Origin of the sequence: Pseudomonas sp. W2Oct36 (genome assembly GCF_041060465.1) — a bacterium.
Classification (GTDB): domain Bacteria; phylum Pseudomonadota; class Gammaproteobacteria; order Pseudomonadales; family Pseudomonadaceae; genus Aquipseudomonas; species Aquipseudomonas graminis_B.
The window spans coordinates 315,285-336,223 of sequence record NZ_JAUERW010000004.1; the positions used below are offsets into that span (position 1 = coordinate 315,285).

Below are 20,939 nucleotides of genomic sequence, written 5' to 3' on the forward strand. Positions count from 1 at the left end.
AGCCTGGGAGCAATCATCGGGTCGCCGGCAATGGCTGGAACTCGCCGCGCTCAAGGTTTTGCACCTTATTGCCCATGGCGTCTGTGGCATTGAGATCCGCGCCTTTGGCGGCCAGTGCGTCAAGCACATCCTTGCGATGGAACAGCGCCGCGTACATGGCCGCCGTTTGCCCCGCGTTATTGCGTTGATCGGGCGCGCAATTAGCGGCGACCAGTTGCCGAGCAATGCTGAGTTCGCCTTTGAAGATCGCCCCCATCAACGCTGTGTTGCCCCTGAGGTCTTTGGCGCAGGGATCAGCGCCAGCGTTGAGCAGTTGGGTGACGGCAGGTTGTTGGCCGTGGTAAGCGGCGAGAATCAGGGCGGTGTAGCCTTTTTCGTCCTGTACGTTCAGGTCGAATTTGGCATTGATGAATTCGTTGAGCATGTCTTGTCGGCCCTCTCGGGCGGCTTGAAAAAACAGCTCTTTCAGTTGCGTCTGGGTGTCGGCGGTGCTGCCGGTATCTGACGGCCCGGCGTGGACCACGCTCGCGGTCAGACACAGCAACAACGCGTAAAAGGTTCTGTGCATGTGTTGTCCTCCAAGAGGTGATGTCCTCAAAAGCCTCGGCCCGCTGTGCCAACGGGCCGAGGGGGTCGGTCAGTCCTTCAGTGCAGCGGCCAGCTGCTTGACCTTGGCCAGGTCGCCATTGGCAACCTTGGTCACGCCGGTGCCGTATTCCGGATCGGCCTTGTAGAGGTACGACAGCATGATGTTCTTGCTTTCGGTATCGGTGGTCGCCAGGGATTCACCAAAACTCTGAATCAGGTCCTTGCGGTCCTTCTCGCTGTAAGAACGATACAAATCGCCCGCCTGTTTGAAGTTTTGTTCCTTCTGAGTCTTGGCCTGTTGTGTGCTGCCGGTCAGTGGCAGTTGGCTGTAGCGCGCCTCTTCAGCCGCTGGACGCGGATTGAGTCGGCTTGGCTCGTAGTTCACGCCGGTAGTGGTATGACCGGTATTGAGCGCGCCGTCTTGGTTGCCGTTGTTGACCTTGACCCGTGGCGCGTTGATCGGGAGGCTCAGCACGTTAGTGCCCACGCGATAGAGCTGGGTGTCAGCGTAGGAAAATACCCGGCCTTGCAGCAGGCGGTCTTCCGAAGGCTCGATACCCGGCACAACGTTGGCGGGCGCCATGGCGACCTGCTCGGTTTCCTGGAAGTAGTTATCCACATTCTTGTTCAGGACCATCTGGCCGATTTTGCGCTCGGGAATATTGGGCCAGATTTTGGTGGCGTCCAGCGGGTCGAAGTCGAACTTCGCCAGGTCCTCAGGCTTGACCACCTGGACGTACAGGTCCCACTTCGGAAAATCGCCCTTGTTGATGGCGGCTACCAGATCGTTGGTCAGGTGGCTGTAGTCCTTGGACTGCACTTCAGCGACCTGCTTGGGATCGAGGTTTTTCAGGCCCTGCAGGCTTTTCCAGTGGAACTTCACATAGTTGACTTCGCCCTTGGCGTTTACCAGTTTGTAGGCGTGCACGCCGTTGCCATCCATGGTGCGATAGCTGGCGGGTGTGCCTTCGTTGGAGTACAGCAACGTCAGCGTGCGGGTGGCTTCCGGGACGTGGGAGAAGAAGTCGAAACGTCGGGAATCGTCATCCAGGTTGGTGCGCGGGTCAGGCTTGAAAGCGTGGACCATGTCCGGGAACTTGATCGCGTCACGGATGAAAAACGTCGGGAAGTTGTTACCGACCAGGTCCCAATTGCCGTCGGCGGTGTAGAACTTGGTGGCGAAGCCGCGGGGGTCACGCAGGGTTTCAGGGGAGTGGTTGCCGTGGACAACGGCTGAAAACCGTACGAACACCGGGGTGTGCTCGCCCTTGCTGAAGACCTTGGCTTTGCTCAGGTCGGAGGCGTCGTCGGAGGCAACGAATTCGCCATGCACGCCCGTACCGCGAGCATGCACGACACGCTCCGGAATGCGTTCACGATCAAAGCGCTGGAGCTTTTGCAGCAATTGCACATCTTGCAGGAGGACCGGGCCGTTGGGGCCGGCGGTTTGGGAGTTCTGGTTGTCGCCAACGGCGGCGCCGTTGTCGCGGGTCAGGGTGTCTGCGTACGCTGCAGAACTGACCATCAAGCTCGCGCCAATCAGGCTGGCGGCGATAGGGGATCGGGGTAAGTACATCTCGGTCTCTCTCTCTGTTTTTGGTTGTTCTGAGAGTAGAAGCCTACGGTCCGAGCCCGCCATTCCTGAATTGGTTCTGACTATGTCCTTGATAAATTAAAAAATGTTGACGTGCTGACGGTCCTGGTCGGTCCGCTCGGCACTGAATGGGTTGAGGTTTTGGCTGGGACAGGAATCACTGCCTTAGCCCACGGGCATCGCCATCCTGCGCCGCAATAACTGCTTGCCCACCCCCTGCCCTCTGAGCTCGACATAGTGATAAGTCGCGCTGGAAATCGTCACGACCACCGCCAGAATCAGCAACACCATCAGGTTATTCAGCCAGGCATGCCCGGTGTCCAGGTAGCGAATTTCACCCAGCATCGGCGCAACGTCAAAGCCGGTTTTTTTCTGCACCACCATAAAGGCCGAAATAACAAAGAACAGTATGGCCAGATGGGTCAAGTAGATGGAGTAGGACAACCGCCCCAGACGGGCGAAGAATTCATACTTGAGCACGCGGGACAACGCTCCGCCGTCGAAGGCAAACACCACGATGGTCACGCAGAATACTGCGCTGGCTGCCAATACCTTTTGCGACAACTCAGAGGTCAGCACCCACCAGATGGCGAGCGCTGACAGGGCTTCCAGCACGCTGAGCAACCCAAAGCCAGGGGCAATCCAGCGTCTTGAGCGGGTGAAAAAGGCGTAGGCCAATGCCCCGGCAAAGAAACAGCCCACGCCTTTTTGCGCGTAGACGGTCAGCACATCGATCTGGCGGTAAAGCAGCGCAAATCCGCAAAGGGCGATGACGGCCCACAGCAGGTATCGCCGCGTGGAAGCCATCAACACAGTCGCGGCGAACAACATGTAGGTCCAGTACTCGATGCTGATGCTCCAGGACGCGGTGTTGAATGACAGGTTTTCCGTCAGGTGCGTCCAGCTTTGCACCAGCAGAAGATTGGGCAGGATCTGCGACGGCGCGTAGATGCCGGTAAAAGGCGTTTGATTGAAGGAAAAGCCACGCTTGTAGGCGGCATACTTGAGAAATTCCAGGCCAATGAAGACCGCGAGCATGAACACGTGCAGGGGCAACAGGCGGAAGGTGCGCGAAATCAGGAAGCGACTGAAGTCCAGTTGACGCTTGCTGCCGTAGGCGTGCGCCATGACGAAACCGCTGAGAACAAAGAAGAACTCGACGAACAAGTCGGCATTGGCGAAGAAGGTCCACTCCGTGATGCTGCCGACAAGATGGGTGTGGTAAAGGACGACCGCTATTGCGCAGATACCGCGCAGGCTGTCCAGCGCGTGAAATCGTTTCACATCCTGCATGTAAACCCCCGATAAGTTGCCATCGCTCGAAAGCGCCTAAAGCAACCCGTCGGGGTTCGGTCGCGTACTACCTAAGGCAGAACCATAGTGCAGGGACGGTTTTGTGCAAGGAGCGGTGGTCGAAGACTTTTCGTGACGTGGGGTAAGGGTTTGTTGCAAGCCCCTACCCAACTCAGTCTTGCCTCGTCAGTGGCCAGCCTGGGTCGTCACCGATACCCACGCGCCTGAATGTCGAACAGGCTCGCATAGCGCCCGCCGCCCGCCGTCAGTTGCACGTGGGTGCCTTGTTCCAGAATCCGGCCCTGATCCAGCACGATGATGTGGTCGGCGTTGCGCACGCTGGAGAATCGGTGAGAGATCAGCAGCGTCATGCGCCCCTTGGCGTAATCGCGGAAGTGCTCGAATACGGCAGCCTCGGCCGCTGCGTCGAGGGCGGCCGTCGGTTCGTCCAGAATCAGCAGATCGGCCCCACGGCGCATGTAGGCCCGTGACAGCGCCAGCTTTTGCCATTGCCCGCCGGACAGCTCCTGCCCACCCACGAACCAGCGCCCCAGCTGCGTGTGATAGCCGTTGCTCAAGCGTTCGATGAATTCGGCGGCGATCCCTTGAGTGGCCGCTTCGCGCCAACGGTCCTGGTCGTCGAAAGCGTCGACGTCACCCACCCCAAGGTTTTCGCCGACGGTCATCTGGTAACGGATGTAGTCCTGAAAGATCACCCCGATGCGCTGGTGCAAAGCCTGTTCGTCCCAGTCCTGCAAATCGCTGCCGTCCAGCAGGATCCGGCCCTCGTCAGGGGTATAGAGCCGGGTGAGCAGCTTGATCAAGGTGGTTTTGCCCGAGCCGTTTTCGCCAACCAGTGCCAGGCTCATGCCAGGCGTCAGGTGCAGGCTGATGTCGCTGAGCGTGGCGTGCGCTGCACCCGGGTAGCGGAATCCCAAGCGCTCGCAGCGCAGGCCGTCGCCCGGGCGTGCACCGGCCTTGAGCGTGCCGCGTACAGGTGCCACCGGCACCCCGAGGTATTCGTAGAGGTCGGACAGGTACAGGCCGTCCTCGTACAAACCGGCAATCGCGCTGAGGCTGGCAGTGATGGCGACCTGGCCTTGCTTGAACAGCACCAGGTACATCGTCATCTGGCCCAGTGTGGTCTGGCCGCGCACGGTGTCCAGTACCACCCAGGCGTAGGCCACGTAGAACGCGGCAGTGCCCAATAGCCCGAGGACAAAGCCCCAGACGTCGCGTCGCACGGTTAGCCGACGGTCTTCGGCGTACAGGCGCGTGAAGTTGTCGCGGTAGCGTTGCAGCAACAACGGCGCCATGCCGAACAGCTTGACCTCCTTGGTGTGCGACTCATGGGACAGCAGTGCCTCCAGGTAATTTTGATGGCGGGTTTCCGGGGCGCGACGTTGAAACAGGCGGAAGGCATTACCGGAAAAATGCGTCTCGGCGAAGAACACCGGCAGCGCACCGAACACCAGGATCAAGAGCGCCCAAGGGGAAAAATGCACCAGCAGCACCGCGAAGCTGACCAGCGAGATAAGGTTTTGCGTAAGCCCCAGGCCTTTTGTGACGAAGCCCAGTGGCCGGGCCGACGCATCGCGGCGCACGCGCACCAGCTTGTCGTAAAAGGCTGAGTCTTCGAACTGCAGCAGCGAAAGGGTCTGGGCCTTTTCCAGGATCATCAGGTTGACCTTCTGCCCCAACTGCACCCGCAGGAGCGCTTGTTGCATTAAAAGCGCCCGTTGCGCCGCGGCCAGCAACGCCAATACGCCCGCCTCGGCCAGCACGTAACGCAGGACAGGCCATACCGGCGCCTGGCTGCCACTGCCATGGATCTGCATCGCCTGAACCACCGCATCGACGATCCGCTGGCCGATCCAGGCGGCAAGCGCGGGTAAGATGCCGGCGATCAGCGTCGCCACGATCAAGCCGCTGAACAAGGGGCGGGAAGTCGCCCAGACCAGGCCGACCGCCCTGCCGCTCTGGGTTGAAAATGCAGTCAAACGATTGAACAACGACATTAAAGGCCCAGGCTCCGGGTTGTCAGTGACGGGGGATTGTACCGACTAGTTCGGCACGCTCTGTCGATCTTGTTCATAGCTGTCCAGATGATCAGGGGCGATTCAGGCCTTGGATACAACAACACACCACCGAATTAGAGCGGTATAACCGGGCAAACCCACCTAGACTACCGCTGTATCGGAAGCGGGAACCCGCAGACAGTGGCCCAGTCCAACTGCACGACAAACCAGCATGGGCTCATGACAGTGTTATCAACCGTATTAGTCGTGGAAGATGACTGGCTCATTCGCAGTTTGATCCATGAAATTTTAGAGACGGAAGGCTTCGAGGTCGTAACAGCAGAGACAGGCGACGACGCCTGGGAATGGTTGTGCGAGACCTCAGGAGGGGCGGATCTCATCCTGTCTGATATTCATATGCCGGGGGGGCTGAGCGGTATCGGCCTGGCCAATCGGGTGCAAGCTCATTGGCCCCGCATCCCCGTGATCTTGTCCTCGGGGGGACGAGGGCAACAAATCCTGGAGTCTGGATATGCCCCACTGTTCATCCCCAAACCTTGGCATTCCCTGGACATAGGTACAATTTGTCGGCGCGCATTAGCCCTGGCCATAAACCGACAGTGATCCTGCCGATCCCAGGGCGTCTGCGTTGGAAAGTCTTCTTCCGAACCACTGCTTTTCAGACCTCAACCTGGTTCAAGGAACCAGGGGGTTGAATGAAGCTAGGGCTAGCGGGCAATCATGCCGGCTGCCTGCTCAGTGGCTTCAGTGGTGCGCGTTGCCAACTTGCGAACCTCGTCGGCAACCACTGCGAAGCCCCGACCCGCCTCCCCCGCACGTGCAGCCTCAATAGCCGCATTCAGGGCTAAAAGGTTGGTCTGGCTGGCGATGCTCTGGATCGTCCCCACGATCTGGGACAATTGCTCGATATTGTGCTCAAGCGTCTGCTGATGCTTGACCTCTGTTTCCCTCAGAACTTCCTGCTCGTGCTGCAAGTTGACGTCCACAAGGGCACCGACTACGCGCACAGGCAGGCCGGCGGGGTCACGCCTGGTCTGGCCTCGCGCACGGAACCACCGATATTCGCCGCTTTTCATCCTCAGCCGGTACTCGATATCAAAGGGTGTCTTGCCTGATCGGTCATTCAGATGAGCCCCGAAAGCGCTGAGGCTTCTGTCCTTGTCATCCGGGTGCAACCTGGATGCCCAGCTGTCCAAGACATCTGGAAACTCCTCGACCGTTTCGAAGCCCAGCAACCGACGGAACTGGGGTGACCACCAGAACGGGTTTTTGGGATTTACAGGGTCGCCGGCAATGACCTCCATATCCCACAGCCCATCCGAGAGCATCTCCCGCGCCAGCTCGAATCTGGTGATGATGACGTCATGCTCCTGGTCCCGCTCCAACTGGTCATGGATATCCCGGAGCGAGCCGGCGACACGGATGGGCGTGCCTCGCTCGTCGCGGAGTGTCTCACCCTGTGCGTGGAACCAACGATACGAACCGTCTTTCATGGCGAGCCGGTTATTGACTTTGTACGGGGTCATTCCGGACTTGTCGTTGAGATGACGAGCGAAGGCGTCGAGCGTTGCCTGCTTGTCCTGCGGATGGAGCCGATCCGCCCAACTGGCGAGCACATTCGGAAAATCCCTTTCGTCTTTGAAGCCCAGCAGGCTGCGGAATTGCTGCGACCACCAAAAGCGGTTTCCGGGATTGACGGGGTCGCCGGCCACGACCTCCATGTCCCAAAGACCTTCACTGGACGCGCGATTGACGAGATCGAATCGGATCTCGTGCGCTGACGCGGAGGCTGCTGATTCGCGAAGCAACTCGCGGGCATCCTCAAGCTCCTTCTCGAGCAGGCCGATGCGGGATTGATATTGATCATGAGAGGACTGGATCAGGCGCCAGGCGTCCAGGACCGCTGGACCTTCTTTGCACTGGGCGACCTCAGGATTGTTGCCGCTCATGATCGAGGCCAGCAATTGCTTCAGCGCGCGACGATCACGGCGAAGAAGGAAAAAATTGGACATGTTGTACACACTCGAAATGCGTGACGGGCCTCCTCCATGGCACCTTGCCATTCATATCGTCTTCAGCGACCAAAACTTTATCGGCCTGGCTGAATAACTGGCCGTCAACTCGCTGAAATTGTTCAGTAATAGGGGCCACGCTTGCGAGGTGTGTTTCAAACGAGCTACGCGGAGGGAGCAACGGCCAGATCTGATATCCAGCCTTGGGGTGCCCCTGCTGACCAAGCCGCTTGCGGCGCTGGAAGCTTCTCCCATCAGGCCGTGTCGGGGCAGATGATCAGGCAGGAATGATCGAGATCTTGCCGTTTCGCTCGAGGATCGCGTACTTGATCTGCTCCACCCGCTCGAAGCCCTGCTCTATTCTGGCGGCCTCCAGAATGTCGTCCTCCTGGACACGGGCCTCGTGCATGCGATGGCGCAGGAACGCGCCGTTTTCGACGATGATCGTCGGCCCCCCATCGATCAGCTTGGCCAAGCGTTTGGAGCGCCGCTTGACGAGGGAAAGGCCGATGTCGATCACCATCAACGTCACAATCACCAGAATCGCATTGGTCACGGAGAAGTCATCGCCCAGCAGCGCTTGCTGGGTGGCTTCGCCAATGACCATCAGCAGCACAAAATCAAACGACGTCAGCTCGCCCAATGATCGTCGGCCAGAAATCTTGAAGAGCACCATCAGTGCAAGGTAAATCGCACCCGCGCGTAGTACGGCATCCATTGAGCACCTATGGGTAGATGAACTGAGTGAGGGGAATGTGGCCGCCGCCCACGACGCTGATCTGGCTTTTAAACAGCCCGATGCCGTCGCTGCGCCATGAAATGAAGAGCGTGACTTGACCACTCTTGTCGGTAGGGAACGTAAGACTCAAACCTTGGGGGCTGCCCACGGAGCGGACCGGCTGCGGCTGGATAGACTCGATGCTGAAGCCATCCAGCATGGGCTTGCTGATCGACAGCGTGATCTCTTTGCCCGGCTGCCCCGTGGCCTGAACGATCATCGGATTGGTCCCGCCGGCGCGGTGGAAACGCTCGTACTGCACCGTCAGGTCACCCTGCTCACTCACCGTTTCGAGCGAACTGAGCGGGCCTCTGGAAAACAAACCGAGCAACGTCAGGATGACAACCGCCGTCAGCACATACCAGCCCACCCTCTGGAACCGCCAGACTTTACGCTGCAGCGTAAGGTCCTCGGCTACGGGGTGTACACGGTCCTGCATTTCCTGCTCTAAGAGGCTCATACGCATCACTCGTCGGGACTAGCGATGTGACCGCTTTGGTCTTTGGGAAGTTCTGGTGGGGTAGGCGTGCGCTGCTGATTGCGAGGGGGCATGTGAGACGCTGAGCTTGTCTTTGGATTCAGCGCTTTGATCAGGCTAGGGACCGCGTTGGGTCGAGTTCAGCGATCGAGCCGACCGCACTTCCGCTCTGGGTTGGGCAATCAACCTTGGGGGTAGCGTTTAAATAGCTCGGTAGCTTCCCAGCGTGCCGCATGTGCCTGCAACGCCGGGAACGCATCCGCCCTGACCACATCAGCGACCATCAACTGAATGAACGACCAAGCGACGGCGCTGGTGATGTCGACCTGCCCCGGGCTATCTGGCGCAACCGGTTGCCGTCCCGACATTAGGGCATCCCATGCGCGACAAGCAGCCAACAACTGCTGGGTTACCCGCTCCAGCCAGGGCTGATGGCGTTTTTCCTCCGGTCGCAGTTTGTATTCGTAAACGATCTGCACTGCTTTTTCGCAGGCAGCCAATGCCAGCCCCAAGATCCGCAGCGATGCGGCCAGAGGCAAGGCCTGGAGTGGCATCAATTTTTGCTCAGCCGGGCTCAGCGCCTCGAAGTAGTCGATGATCAGCGTCGAATCCATCAACACGCTACCGTCATCCAGCACCAAACTCGGCGCCTTAACCACAGGATTGATCGCACCGAATGCTTCGTACTCGCTGAATACCGAAAGCGCTGAGTGCTCGAACGGCACACCCATGACATCCAGCGAAATCGCCACACGGCGAACATAGGGGGAGTCCAGCATTCCAATCAGTTTCATAGAGCGCACTCCTTTCTAGTGGGATCAATCCTATTTATTGGCTTTGCGGCAGAAAAGCGGAATTTAGTGTTTCCAGGGAGTACAGGCGATGTCGTTAGGCTAAAAGCGTCGGTTGACTATAGCGAAGGTACGCCAGAAGGTTGGGGTAGATACCCAAATATCACGCAGTCGGCCGCAGTTGGCCAAGAGCAGACTCTGGACAACCCGCTCCACAGGGCGGTGGGGTCGGCTCGGGTGATGACTGCCTAGCTGTCGCGGCAGGCTTGCAGCAAGCTAGGCAATGCCATTAGTCGGTGGGTTTATCGTGAGATAGTCAACTCGCGCTACTTCAAAGATCGATACTGCTTCTTGCGATACGACAAGGTCGAACTGGGGTACCCAATCGGGGGTCTGCAATGCCTCAGGCTTGCTCCTATCGAAAATCACGTAGTTGACGCCACCCTCTCGCTGCACTGAGCGGAACGAGATGCCATCAAACCTCTGCTTTCGGTAGTACCGAATGAACTCAGCCAGCGCTTGGGTCATTACATAATCGGTATCGGTAGCGCGCACAGGACGGGCGATCAGATCGTGAAGATACTCAAGCAACAACCGACGGTCAGTGCGCTCCCTATAGCCAGGCTCGAACCAGCTGATTTCTTTGTGCTGAAGCGCCGTAAGTGCTGTGAAATCAAAAAACTCCAAATGCCGACTGGAGATAAATTCCCCTACCGCCACCTTGTCTCCGATCGAAGGCCGTACCTCAGCAATACTTGTCTGGGCGTCGGCGGCCACGTAAAGCAAGGGCACGCCTGCCGGGCTCATCCGGTTGTTCGCCGCGCGATCCTTGGGGGGGGGCTCCTAATTCCTTGGAAGGATTTTTTTGAAACTCCAGGATTTGCGCATGTGTAGCGGCAATTCGTGCTCGATAAAAACAAGTGTTCTCTGGGACTACCTTGACGGCCGAGGTCGTGTAAGCATGTGCATCACTACCGGCCAGTATCGCTTCCGCCATCAGGGATTCAAAAAACCGGCTGGCATTGGTATTGAAAAACCTACGGCCATGAACCAACTCAGTTGCTACTTGTGTCCACTCACCCTCGATCCACCACCGCTCATGTTCCTCGGACTCGAATCGGCTGGAAGCCCTACAATACTCCTGCCCATGAGAGTAAAAGTGTTCCTCATCTGCATCGGGGTCTATGAGTCGTTCGGCTACCGCGTTGCACACAGCTTCCGATTCACTGTGGATTGCATGACCAATAATTTGACTGAGCGTCATTTCGTAGCCTGGGTAAAGCCCAAAGTCGATGGCAAAGTGGTCTGAAAGTTTGTCCTTGATGGTCTCTGCAATAGTTTTGGATGTGAGCGCCACCAGCGTGGACGTTCCACAGGCAGCGCAGGTCCGTGGCATCGCGCGCTTGGAGGGGCGGCCTTTGAGCCAAGTGTCACCAATGCACGGTAGGCACACAAACATGGACTCCTCGGCTTCCTCCTTGAGGAGGATGTCATGCATGATTTCTGCTAATAGTGAAACCATCACATTGCCCCTTTGTAGGTTTTATGCTCGGCCAGGATCCTATCATTTCCTCGATCCTGCTTGTGCGGTCTACAGTCGAGGCGGAGGCTAAAACGGTGCTATGAATCGTCCCTAGCTTAGTAGCGTTTCCAGTGTCTGCTTTTGGCCGGTAGCGGACGCTGGTGAGAACCCACTATTGGCCGCCAGCGCAAACCCAATCTCCAGTCTGATTGGACTCAGGATAGTTTCGTCTTCATCATGGAAATCACAGATTCGCAAGAAACAGGCTCCCGGCAACATAGGCGTCAGCAATCCGAATAAGCCATCGGGAAAGCAGGCAAAGAGAAGAGATTATGGAAATGTCAGACGTCAAGCTCGCCCGGGTAACGCGCGCCGATATCGACGAGCTTCTCCACGCCAACCGGGAAAGCCGGGACTATCACGGCCGCTGGGTACAGCCGTTCATAACCGCTTCAGGCTTCGAGGAGTGGTACTCCGCTCAGACCACAGGCGCTAGCGTTGGGCTGCTGGCTCGCGATACCGAATCGGGTCACATCGTTGGAGTCACCAACCTGAGCCAGATTTTCTATAAAGGATTTCAGAACGCGTATCTCAGCTACTGGGGCATGGTCTCGTTTGCCGGGACGGGAAGAATGTCCCAGGCGGTAAAACTGACGACGCGGTACGCCTTTGAAGAGCTGGGTCTTCACCGTATCGAGGCCAATATTCAGCCTGAAAATGTGCGATCAATCGCGCTGGTCAAGCGCCTGGGATTTCGGAAAGAGGGGTTCTCCCCGAAATACCTTCAGATCGCCGGAGTCTGGTGCGATCACGAGCGCTGGGCGCTTCTGGCCGATGAGCGTTAATCAGCGAGCAATCCCGTTGTGAACCTAAGCTGACTTGATCTGCCTCAGCCCTTCCCCTTCAACTCCGCCAGCTTCTGCATCACCCCCGCCGCGGTCTGTTCGCCCATCAACTGCTCACGCACTTTGCCCTTGTCGTCGATGATGTAGGTCACCGGCAGGGCTTCGCTTTTCGGCAGGTCGTAGTGATCGGCCGGGTCCTGGGCCAGCACGGTGAAGGTGATGCCCAGCGCTTTGCTGGCGCTCTTCAGGTCTTCGCCCTGGAGGTTGTCGAAATTGACGCCGAACACGCTGACGTTCTGCCCTTTGACCTGCTCGGACAACTTGTTCAGTTCGGGGATTTCAGTTCGGCACGGACCGCACCATTCAGCCCAGTAATTGACCACCAGCCAGTGTTTGTCGACGCGGCTGCTGGCGACTTTCTCGCCATTCTGGTCCGTGCCCAGATCCACGCCGCACCCGCTGAGCAACAGACTTCCAATCAGTGCTGCCGCCGCCGCCAATCGCCTTGCCATGATGCTGTTTCCTTCTGGATGCTCTTTCTTTCTAGAGAGACGCGACGCCGGCCGCGCATCGCTCGCCGCGTGTTACCGGTCGTTACCGTGACGCAGGTAGAATAGCCGCCACCTCAGGCAAGATGCGACCCGCAAATGACCGATCTCACGCTTTATCACAACCCGCGTTGCACCAAATCCCGTGGCACGCTGGAATTGCTTGAAGCCCGCGGCCTGACGCCGACCATCATTCATTACCTCGAGACCCCGCCCGATGCCGCGCAACTGCGCGAGCTGCTGGGCAAGCTCGGCATCGGTGCTCGCGGACTGCTGCGCACCGGTGAAGACGAGTACAAAACCCTGAACCTGGCCGACACCGGCCTGAGCGACGAGCAACTGATCGCCGCCATGGCGGCCCATCCCAAGTTGATCGAACGCCCCATTCTCGTCGTCGGCGACAAGGCTGTAATTGGTCGTCCGCCGGAAAACATTCTGGAGATCCTGCCATGAGCGCGCCGTACATTCTGGTTCTGTTTTACAGCCGTAACGGCGCGACCGCGGAGATGGCGCGGCAGATCGCTCGTGGCGTCGAGATGACCGGCATGGAAGCGCGCCTGCGCACGGTGCCGGCGGTGTCTACCGACTGCGAAGCCGTGGCGCCGAGCATTCCGGAGGCCGGCGCGTTGTACGCCACACTGGATGATCTGAAAAACTGCGCGGGCCTGGCCTTGGGCAGCCCGACCCGCTTCGGGAATATGGCCGCGCCGCTGAAGTACTTTCTCGACGGCACCAGCAACCTGTGGCTGACCGGCGCACTGGTGGGCAAACCGGCCAGCGTGTTCACCTCCACCGCCAGCCTGCACGGCGGCCAGGAAACCACGTTGCTGTCGATGCTGCTGCCCCTGCTGCACCACGGCATGCTCATCAGCGGCCTGCCCTACAGCGAAGCGGCGCTGATCGAAACCCGTGGCGGCGGCACGCCTTATGGCGCCAGTCATCACGCCGGCGCCGACGGCAAACGCGCGCTGGATGAGCACGAAACCGCGCTGTGCCGATCGTTGGGTCAGCGGCTGGCGAGAACCGCGCTGTTGCTCGATCCGCCCAAGGGCTGATAGCTCAAGGCGTTGCTCGCGCGCGATTGCTGGAACCCCTTGCTCAAACCGGGTCAAAGCACAGAGCCCCTGCCGGGGTTCTGCGTCAGCACTCGGAATGCGCTACGCCAGCAATCGCGCACATGAATTTTGTTTTGGAGAGGGCATGCAAGACTACAAATGGCTCCATGAATACTGCCTCAACCGCTTTGGTTCCGTCGCCGCCCTCGAGGCGCATCTGCCGACCCCCGCCACGCCGAAAAAACTCAAAGCCCTCAGCGACGACCGGTATCTGTCGACCATGGCGCTGCGGGTGTTTCGTGCCGGCCTCAAGCACAGCCTGGTGGACGCCAAATGGCCGGCCTTCGAGCAGGCCTTCTTCGGCTTCGATCCGGAAAAGGTCACGCTGATGGGCGGTGATCACCTTGAACGCCTGATGCAGGACGCGCGGATCATCCGTCACCTGGGCAAGCTCAAGAGCGTGCCGCGCAATGCGCAGTTGATCCTCGACATCGCCCACGAACATGGCAGCTTCGGCAATTTCATCGCCGAATGGCCGGTGACCGATATCGTCGGGCTGTGGCGTTACCTGTTCAAACACGGCAATCAGATGGGCGGGCTCTCATCGCCGCGCTTTTTGCGCATGGTCGGCAAAGACACCTTCATTCCCAGCCATGACGTGGTCGCTGCGCTGAATGCGCAGAAGATCGTCGACCGCGTGCCCAGCAGCCAGCGTGATCAGGCGGCGGTGCAAGCGGCGTTCAACCAGTGGCATGCGGACAGCGGCCGGCCGATGTGCCAGCTGTCGATGATGCTGTCGTACACGGCAAACCATTGATCGTTTTGCCGGTGGAGTGAGCAGACACATCGCGTAACAAATCGGACGTCGTATACAATATTCGGCATCCGCCCTTTTCGAGTCATCTGCGTGCCTTTTCTTCTTCCAGACGCCCCCAACCTCGGTGTCGCGCCCTCCGCGTCCGAGGTCATTGCCAAGTACCTGCGCGAGTCGATCATCTCCGGCCAGTTCGCCGAGGACGAGCCGATCCGTCAGGACGACATCGCCCGCGTGTTCAACGTCAGCAAGATCCCCGTGCGTGAAGCGCTCAAGCGTCTGGAAGCCGAAGGGCTTGTGCAATTCCAGCGTAACAAGGGTGCCGTGGTCACGCGGATTTCCGAGCCGGAGCTGGCGCAGATCTTTGAAGTGCGGGTGCTGCTGGAGGTGCAAGCCATCCGCCTCGCCGTGCCGCGAATGACCGCTGCCCAGCTGGACCGGGCACGGGCCATCTGTGACGAATTCATGCGCGACGACGACATCGGGCGTTGGGCCGAGCTGAACTGGGCGTTTCACACCTGTCTGTATGAAGCGGCGCAGCGGCCGTTTCTGCTGAACATGATTCGCTCGATCCACGACAAGGTTGAACGCTACCTGCGGGTGCAGATGAGCTTTGAAGAAGGCAAAGAGCGCGCCGACCTGGAACACCGCGAGATTCTCAAGGCCTGTGCCGATCGTGACGTGGACAAAGCGGCCGAACTGATCGAGCACCACATCATTGGCGTCTGCCGAACCCTCTACGCCCACCTGCCTCATGCCGTGCTCAGCGAGATCTGAACGAATCGTGGCTATGCCGATTTCGTCATTGGCGAGGGTGAAATCGGTCAAGACCCTGGACGTCGTTCGCGGCACTCTTGCCTCAATAGTGAAGTTGCTCCGCGCCGCGATCTGTAAACCGGTTGTACAGCGCTTTTTGTAGGACCGGATTTAGCCGGGAAGAGGCCAGCGTGAACACCATAAATCTCGGGTGTGACGACTGACGCCTTCCCGGCTGAAGCCGGTCCTACAAGGGATCGTCTTAGCCAGTTAGATCGGGGTGTACACAGGACTTTATGTAGGACCGGCTTTAGCCGGGAAGAGGCCAGTATGAACACCATGAATCTCGGGTGTGACGACCGACGCTTTCCCGGCTGAAGCCGGTCCTACAAGGGATCGTCGTAGCCAGTTACGTCGGGGTGTACGCAGCGCTTTTAGTGGGACCGGCTTTAGCCGGGAAGAGGCCAGCGTGAACACCATGAATCTCGGGTGTGACGACTGACGCCTTCCCGGCTGAAGCCGGTCCCACAGGGATGGTCGTTGCCAGTTACGTCGGAGTGTACGCGGCGCTTTTAGTGGGACCGGCTTTAGCCGGGAAGAGGCCAGCGTGAACACCATGAATTTTGCAGCGTGGCGACTGACGCCTTCCCGGCTGAAGCCGGTCCTACAAGGGATCGTCTTAGCCAGTTCCATCGGGGTGTAGGCAGCGCTTTTAGTGGGACCGGCTTTAGCCGGGAAGAGGCCAGCGTTAGCACCGCAAATCTTGCAGCGTGGCGACTGACGCCTTCCCGGCTGAAGCCGGTCCTACAGGGGATCGTCGAAGCCAGTTCCATTGGGTGAACGCAGTCCCATTAGGGATCGTCGTCGCCCGTTACGTCGGGGTGTACGCGGCGCTTTTAGTAGGACCGGCTTTAGCCGGGAAGAGGCCAGCGTTAGCACCATAAATCTCGGGTGTGGCGACCGACGCCTTCCCGGCTGAAGCCGGTCCTACAAGTGACCGTGATCGCCAGTTCCATCGGGTGTACCCAATAGCCAGTTCCAGACTCAGTCCGACAGGGGAATACATGAAACGCATCCAGATCCTCGATTCTCACACCGGCGGCGAGCCGACGCGGCTGGTGCTCGACGGGTTTCCCGATCTCGGGCGGGGCAGCATGGCCGAGCGGCGTCAGCGTCTGGCTGAGCAGTTCGATGACTGGCGCGCCGCCACCGTGCTCGAACCCCGCGGCAGCGATGTGCTGGTCGGCGCGCTGTTGTGTGAGCCGGTCGATCCCGAGGCCTGCGCCGGGGTGATCTTTTTCAACAACAGCGGCTACCTGGGCATGTGCGGCCACGGCACCATCGGGCTGGTGGTATCGCTGGCGCATCTGGGCAAGATCGGCCCCGGCGTGCACCGCATCGAAACCCCGGTCGGCACGGTTCAGGCCACGCTGCACGAAGATCGCTCCGTGAGCGTCGACAACGTGCCCTCCTACCGCTACCGCAAGGACTTCGTCGTGGAGGTGCCTGAACTGGGCAGCGTGACCGGCGACATCGCCTGGGGCGGCAACTGGTTTTTCCTGATCGCCGACCACGGCCTGAGCGTCGCCGCCGACAACCTCGACGCCCTCACCGACTACACCTGGAAGGTCCGGCAGGCGCTGGAAAACCAGGGCATTCGCGGTGAAGACGGCGGCGTCATCGACCACATCGAGCTGTTCGCCGACGACGACCACGCCGACAGCCGCAACTTCGTGCTCTGCCCCGGCAAAGCCTACGACCGCTCGCCCTGCGGCACCGGCACCAGCGCCAAACTGGCGTGCCTGGCAGCGGACGGCAAACTTCAGCCCGATACGCTGTGGCAGCAGGCCAGCGTGATCGGCAGCCAATTCGAAGGCAGTTTCGTCTGGGAGCACGGCGAGCGGCAGGCGGGCGACCGCATCGTGCCGACCATTCGCGGCCGTGCGTACATCAGCGCCGAAGCCACCTTGCTGCTTGACGACGAAGACCCGTTCGCCTGGGGCATTCGCTCGTGACCGACGCCCCCACCCTGCAAGGCCAGGCCGCCGATGTGATCGTCATTGGCGGCGGCATCGTCGGCGCGGCGTGTGCGGACGAGTTGGCGTCTCAGGGCTTGCATGTGCTGGTGCTGGATTGTCAGCGCCCCGCCGCGACCGCTGCGGGCATGGGCCATCTGGTGGTGCTGGACCACAGCGCGGCCGAGCTGGCGCTGGGGGAATATTCGGTCAAGGCCTGGCGCGAGCTCGCGCCGCAGATGCCGGACGACTGCGCGATGCGCACCAACGGCACGATGTGGCTGGCCTGCAATGAAGAAGAAATGGAAGAAGCCGAGCGCAAGCATGCGGCCCTGAGCGAATACGGTCTGGCGTGCGAGTTGCTGTCCGGCGCCGAACTGGCAACGGCCGAACCGTCATTGCGATCCGGTCTCCTCGGGGCACTGAAGGTCAGCGGCGACGGCATTCTTTACGCGCCCAACGCCGCGCGCTGGTTGTTGCAGCGTCAGTCTTCGCGAGTGGTTCAGCGGCAAGCGGAGGTCGCTGAAGTTCAGGGCAACCGGGTCCGCCTCGCAACGGGTGAATGGCTGCAAGCCCCGGCCGTTGTGCTGGCCAGCGGCATCTATGCCCGCGAACTCTGTCCCGATTTACCGCTGCAAGCCAAGAAAGGCCATCTGTTGATCACCGACCGTTACCCCGCGCAGATCACCCACACGCTGGTTGAGTTGGGCTACGTCACCAGCGCCCACAAGGGCAACGGCCCTTCGGTGGCGTTCAATGTGCAGCAGCGCCCGACCGGCCAGATGTTCATCGGCTCATCGCGGCAGTTCGACAACCACAACCCGGAGGTGGACGCGGCCATGCTCGGGCGGATGCTGCGTCGGGCGATGGATTTTCTTCCTGGCCTGGGCGAGATGAACGGCCTTCGCAGCTGGACCGGTTTTCGCTCCGCCAGCCCCGACGGTCAGCCGCTGATTGGCGAGCACCCGCATCAGCCCGGCCTGTGGCTGGCGGTCGGGCACGAAGGCCTCGGCGTCACCACGGCCACCGGCACCGCCCGCTTGCTGGCCGCGCAAATGCTGCGCACTCGACCGCCCCTCGACGTTGAACCCTACCTGCCGCAACGCTTTATCGGAGCCCGCGCCCATGCCTGAATTGAGCATCGATGGTCAGCCCTTTCGCTTCGCCCAAGGCACCACGGTGGCCGCCGCGCTGATGTCGAGCGGCGATCGTTGCAGCCGCACCTCGGTCACCGGCCAGCGGCGCGCGCCCTTGTGTGGCATGGGCATCTGTCAGGAATGCCGGGTGAGCATCGACGGCCTGCGCCGGCTGGCGTGTCAGACGATCTGCCGCGACGGCATGCAGGTCGAGACTCGGCCATGAACATGAACATGAACATGAACATGACCGAGCATGTCGATCTGCTGATCATCGGCGCAGGTCCGGCGGGCATGGCGGCGGCCCTGACGGCGGCGCCTCACGGGCCGAGCATCGCTTTGCTCGACGACAACCCGCTGCCAGGCGGGCAGATCTGGCGCGACGGCCCCAATGCTCAGGTGCCGAAACAGGCCCAGGACATGCGCACGCAGTTGCAGGGGTTCAGCAACGTTCGCCTGCACAGCGGCTGCAAGGTGGTCGCGCTGGCCGGGACGAAGCGCTTGCTGCTGGAGGACGCCGAGCGGGGCTGGGTGTTGAGTTACGGCACACTGATTCTGTGCACCGGCGCGCGGGAGCGACTGCTGCCCTTTCCCGGCTGGACGCTGCCGGGTGTCACCGGCGCCGGCGGTTTGCAGGCGCTGATCAAAGGCGGGCTGGCGGTCGCTGACGAACGCATCGTGATTGCCGGAACCGGCCCGCTGTTGCTGGCCTCGTCGGCGACCGCGCAGAAGCACGGCGCCGAGGTCGTGCGCGTTGCCGAGCAGGCGCCCTTGAGCGCCGTCGCCGGATTTGCTGCCGGGCTGTGGCGCTGGCCGAACAAGGCGATTCAGGCGATCACCTTGGCGAGCGCCGCCTATCGAACGTCGGCCCATGTGCTGGCAGCGCTGGGTACGGATCGGCTGGAAGGCGTGCGCGTTCAGGTCGGTGACAAGGTCGAAGAGCTGGCCTGCGAGCGTCTGGCCTGCGGTTTCAGTCTGGTGCCCAACACCGAGATCGCCCGCGCACTGGGCTGCACGCTGCGGGATCAGGCCATCGTGGTGGATGAGTGGCAGGCGACGGGTCTGGCCGATCACTTCGCAGCGGGGGAATGCACCGGTTTCGGCGGCAGCGAACTGGCGTTGGTGGAGGGGCGCATCGCCGGGCTGGTGGCGGTAGGTGACCGAAATAAGGCCCGAGGGTTGTGGGCTGAGCGGCAGCGCTGGCAAGGTTTTGCGGATCGGTTGAACAAGGCCTTCAGCCTGAATCCGGCGCTGAAACATCTGGCGGCGCCGGACACGCTGGTCTGTCGCTGTGAGGACGTGCGTTACGCGGACCTCGCTGCGCATGACAGCTGGACCGGCGCCAAACTCGCCACCCGCTGCGGGATGGGCGCGTGTCAGGGGCGCATCTGTGCCACGGCGGCGCAGACCTTGTTCGGCTGGGAACCCCCCTTGTTGCGCCCGCCCTTCAGCCCGGCGCGGATCTCCACCCTCGCCTGTCTGGATGATATTTAAAGTGATTTAAAGGGGACTGATTTATTTACAGCGCTTCACCGTAAATAAATCTGTCCCCGCAGATCAAATCTGTCCCCGCAGATCAGTCGCCCCCCGACTAGCCGCCGCATCCAACATCCCGCATCATCGATCCCATTCCCCACCCGGCCGTCCCGCCCGTGAACATGATCGACGTCCTCCTCACCACGCCCTTGCACGACCTCGACCAACTGCTGGCCAGCCTGACGTTGGTCGCGCCGCTGTTCGATACGATTCCCGGCGTGGTGTTCTTCGTCAAAGACGCCCACGCGCGTTACGCACTGGTCAACCAGACGCTGGTGCAGCGCTGCGGTTTCAAGGAAAAAAGCCAGATCGTCGGGCTGACCGCCGAGGAAGTGTTCCCCGCGCGCTTCGGGCCGTTGTATACCGCCCAGGACCGCCGGGTGCTGGCCGATGGCAGGCAGCTCAGCGGTCAGCTGGAGCTGCACCTTTATTACGGCAATCAGCCGATCTGGTGCCTGACTCACAAGATCGCCCTGCGCGATCAACACGGCGCGATCATCGGGCTGGCGGGAATCTCCCGTGACCTGCAAATCCTGCAGACGACCCATCCGGCGTATCAGAAACTGGTCGAGGTCGATGCGTACATCCGCGAACACTTCGCGCAGCCCATCACCCTTGAGCAACTGACGGCCATTGCCGGGCTCTCCATCGCCCAACTGGAGCGGCACTGCAAACGCATCTTCCAGCTGACGCCACGGCAGATGATTCACAAGGCGCGGCTGGGTGAAGCGTCGCGGTTGTTGCAGGAAGACCTGTCGATCACCGAAATCGCCCTGCGCTGCGGGTACACCGATCACAGCGCGTTTAGCCGCCAGTTCAAGGCGCTGACCGGAGCGTCGCCGAGTGAGTATCGGGGTTCGCAAAGGCGCATCTGAATTCGCTGCTCCCCCCTGGATGATCGCGGTATTTGTGTAGGACTGGCTTTGGCCGGGAAGGGGCCTGTGTGTGCGCTGTAGTTTTTGCAGTGTGGCGACCGACGCCTTCCCGGCTAAAGCCAGTCCTACGGTGACCGCAGTCCCGGTGGTTTATCGCGGTGCGGCGGAATGTGGCGACTACCGCACTGCAACGTGCATCAATGAAGCACGCTGCGGATTCTTGCTCCTTTATGTAACACCGTCCCGCGCTCCTGAAATACCCAT

At 60.4% G+C, this 20,939-nt stretch carries 22 protein-coding genes; 11 read left to right on the top strand and 11 right to left on the bottom strand.

Annotation, left to right across the window (positions count from 1 at the left end; genetic code table 11):
• Window positions 1-13: 13 nt before the first annotated feature.
• The 4 genes from QWI18_RS09235 to QWI18_RS09250 all read right to left on the bottom strand — a co-directional run bounded on the left by QWI18_RS09235 (window position 14) and on the right by QWI18_RS09250 (window position 5,493).
• Window positions 14-568 carry an ankyrin repeat domain-containing protein gene (locus QWI18_RS09235; protein ID WP_369318681.1) on the bottom strand — a complete coding sequence of 185 codons (555 nt, stop codon included), beginning with the start codon at window positions 566-568 and terminating at the stop codon, window positions 14-16.
• A gap of 69 nt (window positions 569-637) precedes the next feature.
• Window positions 638-2,113: a catalase KatB gene (katB, locus tag QWI18_RS09240; RefSeq protein WP_065993239.1), complete on the bottom strand. Its 1,476-nt coding sequence runs from the start codon at window positions 2,111-2,113 to the stop codon at window positions 638-640.
• A gap of 234 nt (window positions 2,114-2,347) precedes the next feature.
• Window positions 2,348-3,475 carry an acyltransferase family protein gene (locus QWI18_RS09245; RefSeq protein WP_369318682.1) on the bottom strand — a complete coding sequence of 376 codons (1,128 nt, stop codon included), beginning with the start codon at window positions 3,473-3,475 and terminating at the stop codon, window positions 2,348-2,350.
• A gap of 206 nt (window positions 3,476-3,681) precedes the next feature.
• Window positions 3,682-5,493, bottom strand: a complete 1,812-nt coding sequence (locus QWI18_RS09250) for an ABC transporter ATP-binding protein (protein ID WP_369318683.1) — start codon at window positions 5,491-5,493, stop codon at window positions 3,682-3,684.
• Window positions 5,494-5,733: 240 nt separating this feature from the next.
• Between QWI18_RS09250 and QWI18_RS09255 the strand changes: the two genes are divergently transcribed.
• Window positions 5,734-6,117, top strand: coding sequence for a response regulator (locus QWI18_RS09255; RefSeq protein WP_065993238.1), 384 nt, complete (start codon window positions 5,734-5,736; stop codon window positions 6,115-6,117).
• Window positions 6,118-6,221: 104 nt separating this feature from the next.
• Here QWI18_RS09255 and QWI18_RS09260 read toward each other — a convergent pair whose 3' ends face one another.
• From QWI18_RS09260 to QWI18_RS09285, 6 genes are all read right to left on the bottom strand, one after another.
• Entirely contained in the window at window positions 6,222-7,526 is a 1,305-nt protein-coding gene (locus QWI18_RS09260; RefSeq protein ID WP_369318684.1) for a PAS domain-containing methyl-accepting chemotaxis protein, read from the bottom strand.
• Window positions 7,527-7,803: 277 nt separating this feature from the next.
• On the bottom strand, window positions 7,804-8,244 hold the full coding sequence (locus tag QWI18_RS09265) for a DUF421 domain-containing protein (protein ID WP_065992844.1): 441 nt from the start codon (window positions 8,242-8,244) through the stop codon (window positions 7,804-7,806).
• Window positions 8,245-8,251: 7 nt separating this feature from the next.
• On the bottom strand, window positions 8,252-8,764 hold the full coding sequence (locus QWI18_RS09270; RefSeq protein ID WP_369318685.1) for a hypothetical protein: 513 nt from the start codon (window positions 8,762-8,764) through the stop codon (window positions 8,252-8,254).
• A 200-nt stretch (window positions 8,765-8,964) separates the two neighbouring features.
• The gene (locus QWI18_RS09275; protein ID WP_065992842.1) at window positions 8,965-9,576 is read right to left on the bottom strand and encodes a glutathione S-transferase; all 612 of its coding nucleotides are present in this window, start codon (window positions 9,574-9,576) and stop codon (window positions 8,965-8,967) included.
• 273 nt (window positions 9,577-9,849) lie between these two features.
• On the bottom strand, window positions 9,850-10,350 hold the full coding sequence (locus QWI18_RS09280; protein WP_369318706.1) for an RES family NAD+ phosphorylase: 501 nt from the start codon (window positions 10,348-10,350) through the stop codon (window positions 9,850-9,852).
• Window positions 10,319-11,095 carry a hypothetical protein gene (locus QWI18_RS09285; protein WP_369318686.1) on the bottom strand — a complete coding sequence of 259 codons (777 nt, stop codon included), beginning with the start codon at window positions 11,093-11,095 and terminating at the stop codon, window positions 10,319-10,321. Before QWI18_RS09285 ends, QWI18_RS09280 begins: the two co-directional genes overlap by 32 nt.
• Window positions 11,096-11,427: 332 nt before the next feature.
• Between QWI18_RS09285 and QWI18_RS09290 the strand changes: the two genes are divergently transcribed.
• Window positions 11,428-11,940, top strand: a complete 513-nt coding sequence (locus QWI18_RS09290) for a GNAT family N-acetyltransferase (protein WP_369318687.1) — start codon at window positions 11,428-11,430, stop codon at window positions 11,938-11,940.
• Window positions 11,941-11,984: 44 nt separating this feature from the next.
• Here QWI18_RS09290 and QWI18_RS09295 read toward each other — a convergent pair whose 3' ends face one another.
• Window positions 11,985-12,452, bottom strand: coding sequence for a TlpA disulfide reductase family protein (locus tag QWI18_RS09295; RefSeq protein ID WP_192133896.1), 468 nt, complete (start codon window positions 12,450-12,452; stop codon window positions 11,985-11,987).
• Between the two features lie 135 nt (window positions 12,453-12,587).
• Here QWI18_RS09295 and arsC point away from each other — a divergent pair, with 135 nt between their 5' ends.
• The 9 genes from arsC (at window position 12,588) to QWI18_RS09340 (ending at window position 20,675) form a co-directional block, all read left to right on the top strand.
• The gene (arsC, locus tag QWI18_RS09300) at window positions 12,588-12,941 is read left to right on the top strand and encodes an arsenate reductase (glutaredoxin) (RefSeq protein WP_065992834.1); all 354 of its coding nucleotides are present in this window, start codon (window positions 12,588-12,590) and stop codon (window positions 12,939-12,941) included.
• The gene (gene wrbA, locus QWI18_RS09305) at window positions 12,938-13,543 is read left to right on the top strand and encodes an NAD(P)H:quinone oxidoreductase (protein WP_192133900.1); all 606 of its coding nucleotides are present in this window, start codon (window positions 12,938-12,940) and stop codon (window positions 13,541-13,543) included. Before arsC ends, wrbA begins: the two co-directional genes overlap by 4 nt.
• Window positions 13,544-13,688: 145 nt before the next feature.
• Window positions 13,689-14,360, top strand: a complete 672-nt coding sequence (locus tag QWI18_RS09310) for a DNA-3-methyladenine glycosylase I (protein ID WP_122622243.1) — start codon at window positions 13,689-13,691, stop codon at window positions 14,358-14,360.
• Between the two features lie 90 nt (window positions 14,361-14,450).
• Window positions 14,451-15,134, top strand: coding sequence for a GntR family transcriptional regulator (locus tag QWI18_RS09315; RefSeq protein WP_065992829.1), 684 nt, complete (start codon window positions 14,451-14,453; stop codon window positions 15,132-15,134).
• A 1,043-nt stretch (window positions 15,135-16,177) separates the two neighbouring features.
• Entirely contained in the window at window positions 16,178-17,128 is a 951-nt protein-coding gene (locus QWI18_RS09320; protein ID WP_369318688.1) for a 4-hydroxyproline epimerase, read from the top strand.
• Window positions 17,125-18,261 carry an NAD(P)/FAD-dependent oxidoreductase gene (locus QWI18_RS09325; RefSeq protein ID WP_369318689.1) on the top strand — a complete coding sequence of 379 codons (1,137 nt, stop codon included), beginning with the start codon at window positions 17,125-17,127 and terminating at the stop codon, window positions 18,259-18,261. The genes QWI18_RS09320 and QWI18_RS09325 overlap by 4 nt, the downstream gene beginning before the upstream one ends.
• Window positions 18,254-18,490, top strand: coding sequence for a (2Fe-2S)-binding protein (locus QWI18_RS09330; protein ID WP_369318690.1), 237 nt, complete (start codon window positions 18,254-18,256; stop codon window positions 18,488-18,490). Before QWI18_RS09325 ends, QWI18_RS09330 begins: the two co-directional genes overlap by 8 nt.
• Window positions 18,491-18,510: 20 nt before the next feature.
• Window positions 18,511-19,758, top strand: a complete 1,248-nt coding sequence (locus tag QWI18_RS09335) for an FAD-dependent oxidoreductase (RefSeq protein WP_369318707.1) — start codon at window positions 18,511-18,513, stop codon at window positions 19,756-19,758.
• Between the two features lie 164 nt (window positions 19,759-19,922).
• Window positions 19,923-20,675 carry a helix-turn-helix domain-containing protein gene (locus QWI18_RS09340; RefSeq protein ID WP_369318691.1) on the top strand — a complete coding sequence of 251 codons (753 nt, stop codon included), beginning with the start codon at window positions 19,923-19,925 and terminating at the stop codon, window positions 20,673-20,675.
• Window positions 20,676-20,939 lie beyond the last annotated feature (264 nt).

Bases quoted from the DNA above. Each gene is read 5' to 3' on its own strand.
- QWI18_RS09235 (WP_369318681.1), bottom strand. From the start codon at position 568: ATGCACAGAACCTTTTACGCGTTGTTGCTGTGTCTGACCGCGAGCGTG.
- katB (WP_065993239.1), bottom strand. From the start codon at position 2,113: ATGGTCAGTTCTGCAGCGTACGCAGACACCCTGACCCGCGACAACGGC.
- QWI18_RS09245 (WP_369318682.1), bottom strand. From the start codon at position 3,475: ATGCAGGATGTGAAACGATTTCACGCGCTGGACAGCCTGCGCGGTATC.
- QWI18_RS09250 (WP_369318683.1), bottom strand. From the start codon at position 5,493: ATGTCGTTGTTCAATCGTTTGACTGCATTTTCAACCCAGAGCGGCAGG.
- QWI18_RS09255 (WP_065993238.1), top strand. From the start codon at position 5,734: ATGACAGTGTTATCAACCGTATTAGTCGTGGAAGATGACTGGCTCATT.
- QWI18_RS09260 (WP_369318684.1), bottom strand. From the start codon at position 7,526: ATGTCCAATTTTTTCCTTCTTCGCCGTGATCGTCGCGCGCTGAAGCAA.
- QWI18_RS09265 (WP_065992844.1), bottom strand. From the start codon at position 8,244: ATGGATGCCGTACTACGCGCGGGTGCGATTTACCTTGCACTGATGGTG.
- QWI18_RS09270 (WP_369318685.1), bottom strand. From the start codon at position 8,764: ATGAGCCTCTTAGAGCAGGAAATGCAGGACCGTGTACACCCCGTAGCC.
- QWI18_RS09275 (WP_065992842.1), bottom strand. From the start codon at position 9,576: ATGAAACTGATTGGAATGCTGGACTCCCCCTATGTTCGCCGTGTGGCG.
- QWI18_RS09285 (WP_369318686.1), bottom strand. From the start codon at position 11,095: ATGGTTTCACTATTAGCAGAAATCATGCATGACATCCTCCTCAAGGAG.
- QWI18_RS09290 (WP_369318687.1), top strand. From the start codon at position 11,428: ATGGAAATGTCAGACGTCAAGCTCGCCCGGGTAACGCGCGCCGATATC.
- QWI18_RS09295 (WP_192133896.1), bottom strand. From the start codon at position 12,452: ATGGCAAGGCGATTGGCGGCGGCGGCAGCACTGATTGGAAGTCTGTTG.
- arsC (WP_065992834.1), top strand. From the start codon at position 12,588: ATGACCGATCTCACGCTTTATCACAACCCGCGTTGCACCAAATCCCGT.
- wrbA (WP_192133900.1), top strand. From the start codon at position 12,938: ATGAGCGCGCCGTACATTCTGGTTCTGTTTTACAGCCGTAACGGCGCG.
- QWI18_RS09310 (WP_122622243.1), top strand. From the start codon at position 13,689: ATGCAAGACTACAAATGGCTCCATGAATACTGCCTCAACCGCTTTGGT.
- QWI18_RS09320 (WP_369318688.1), top strand. From the start codon at position 16,178: ATGAAACGCATCCAGATCCTCGATTCTCACACCGGCGGCGAGCCGACG.
- QWI18_RS09330 (WP_369318690.1), top strand. From the start codon at position 18,254: ATGCCTGAATTGAGCATCGATGGTCAGCCCTTTCGCTTCGCCCAAGGC.
- QWI18_RS09335 (WP_369318707.1), top strand. From the start codon at position 18,511: ATGACCGAGCATGTCGATCTGCTGATCATCGGCGCAGGTCCGGCGGGC.
- QWI18_RS09340 (WP_369318691.1), top strand. From the start codon at position 19,923: ATGATCGACGTCCTCCTCACCACGCCCTTGCACGACCTCGACCAACTG.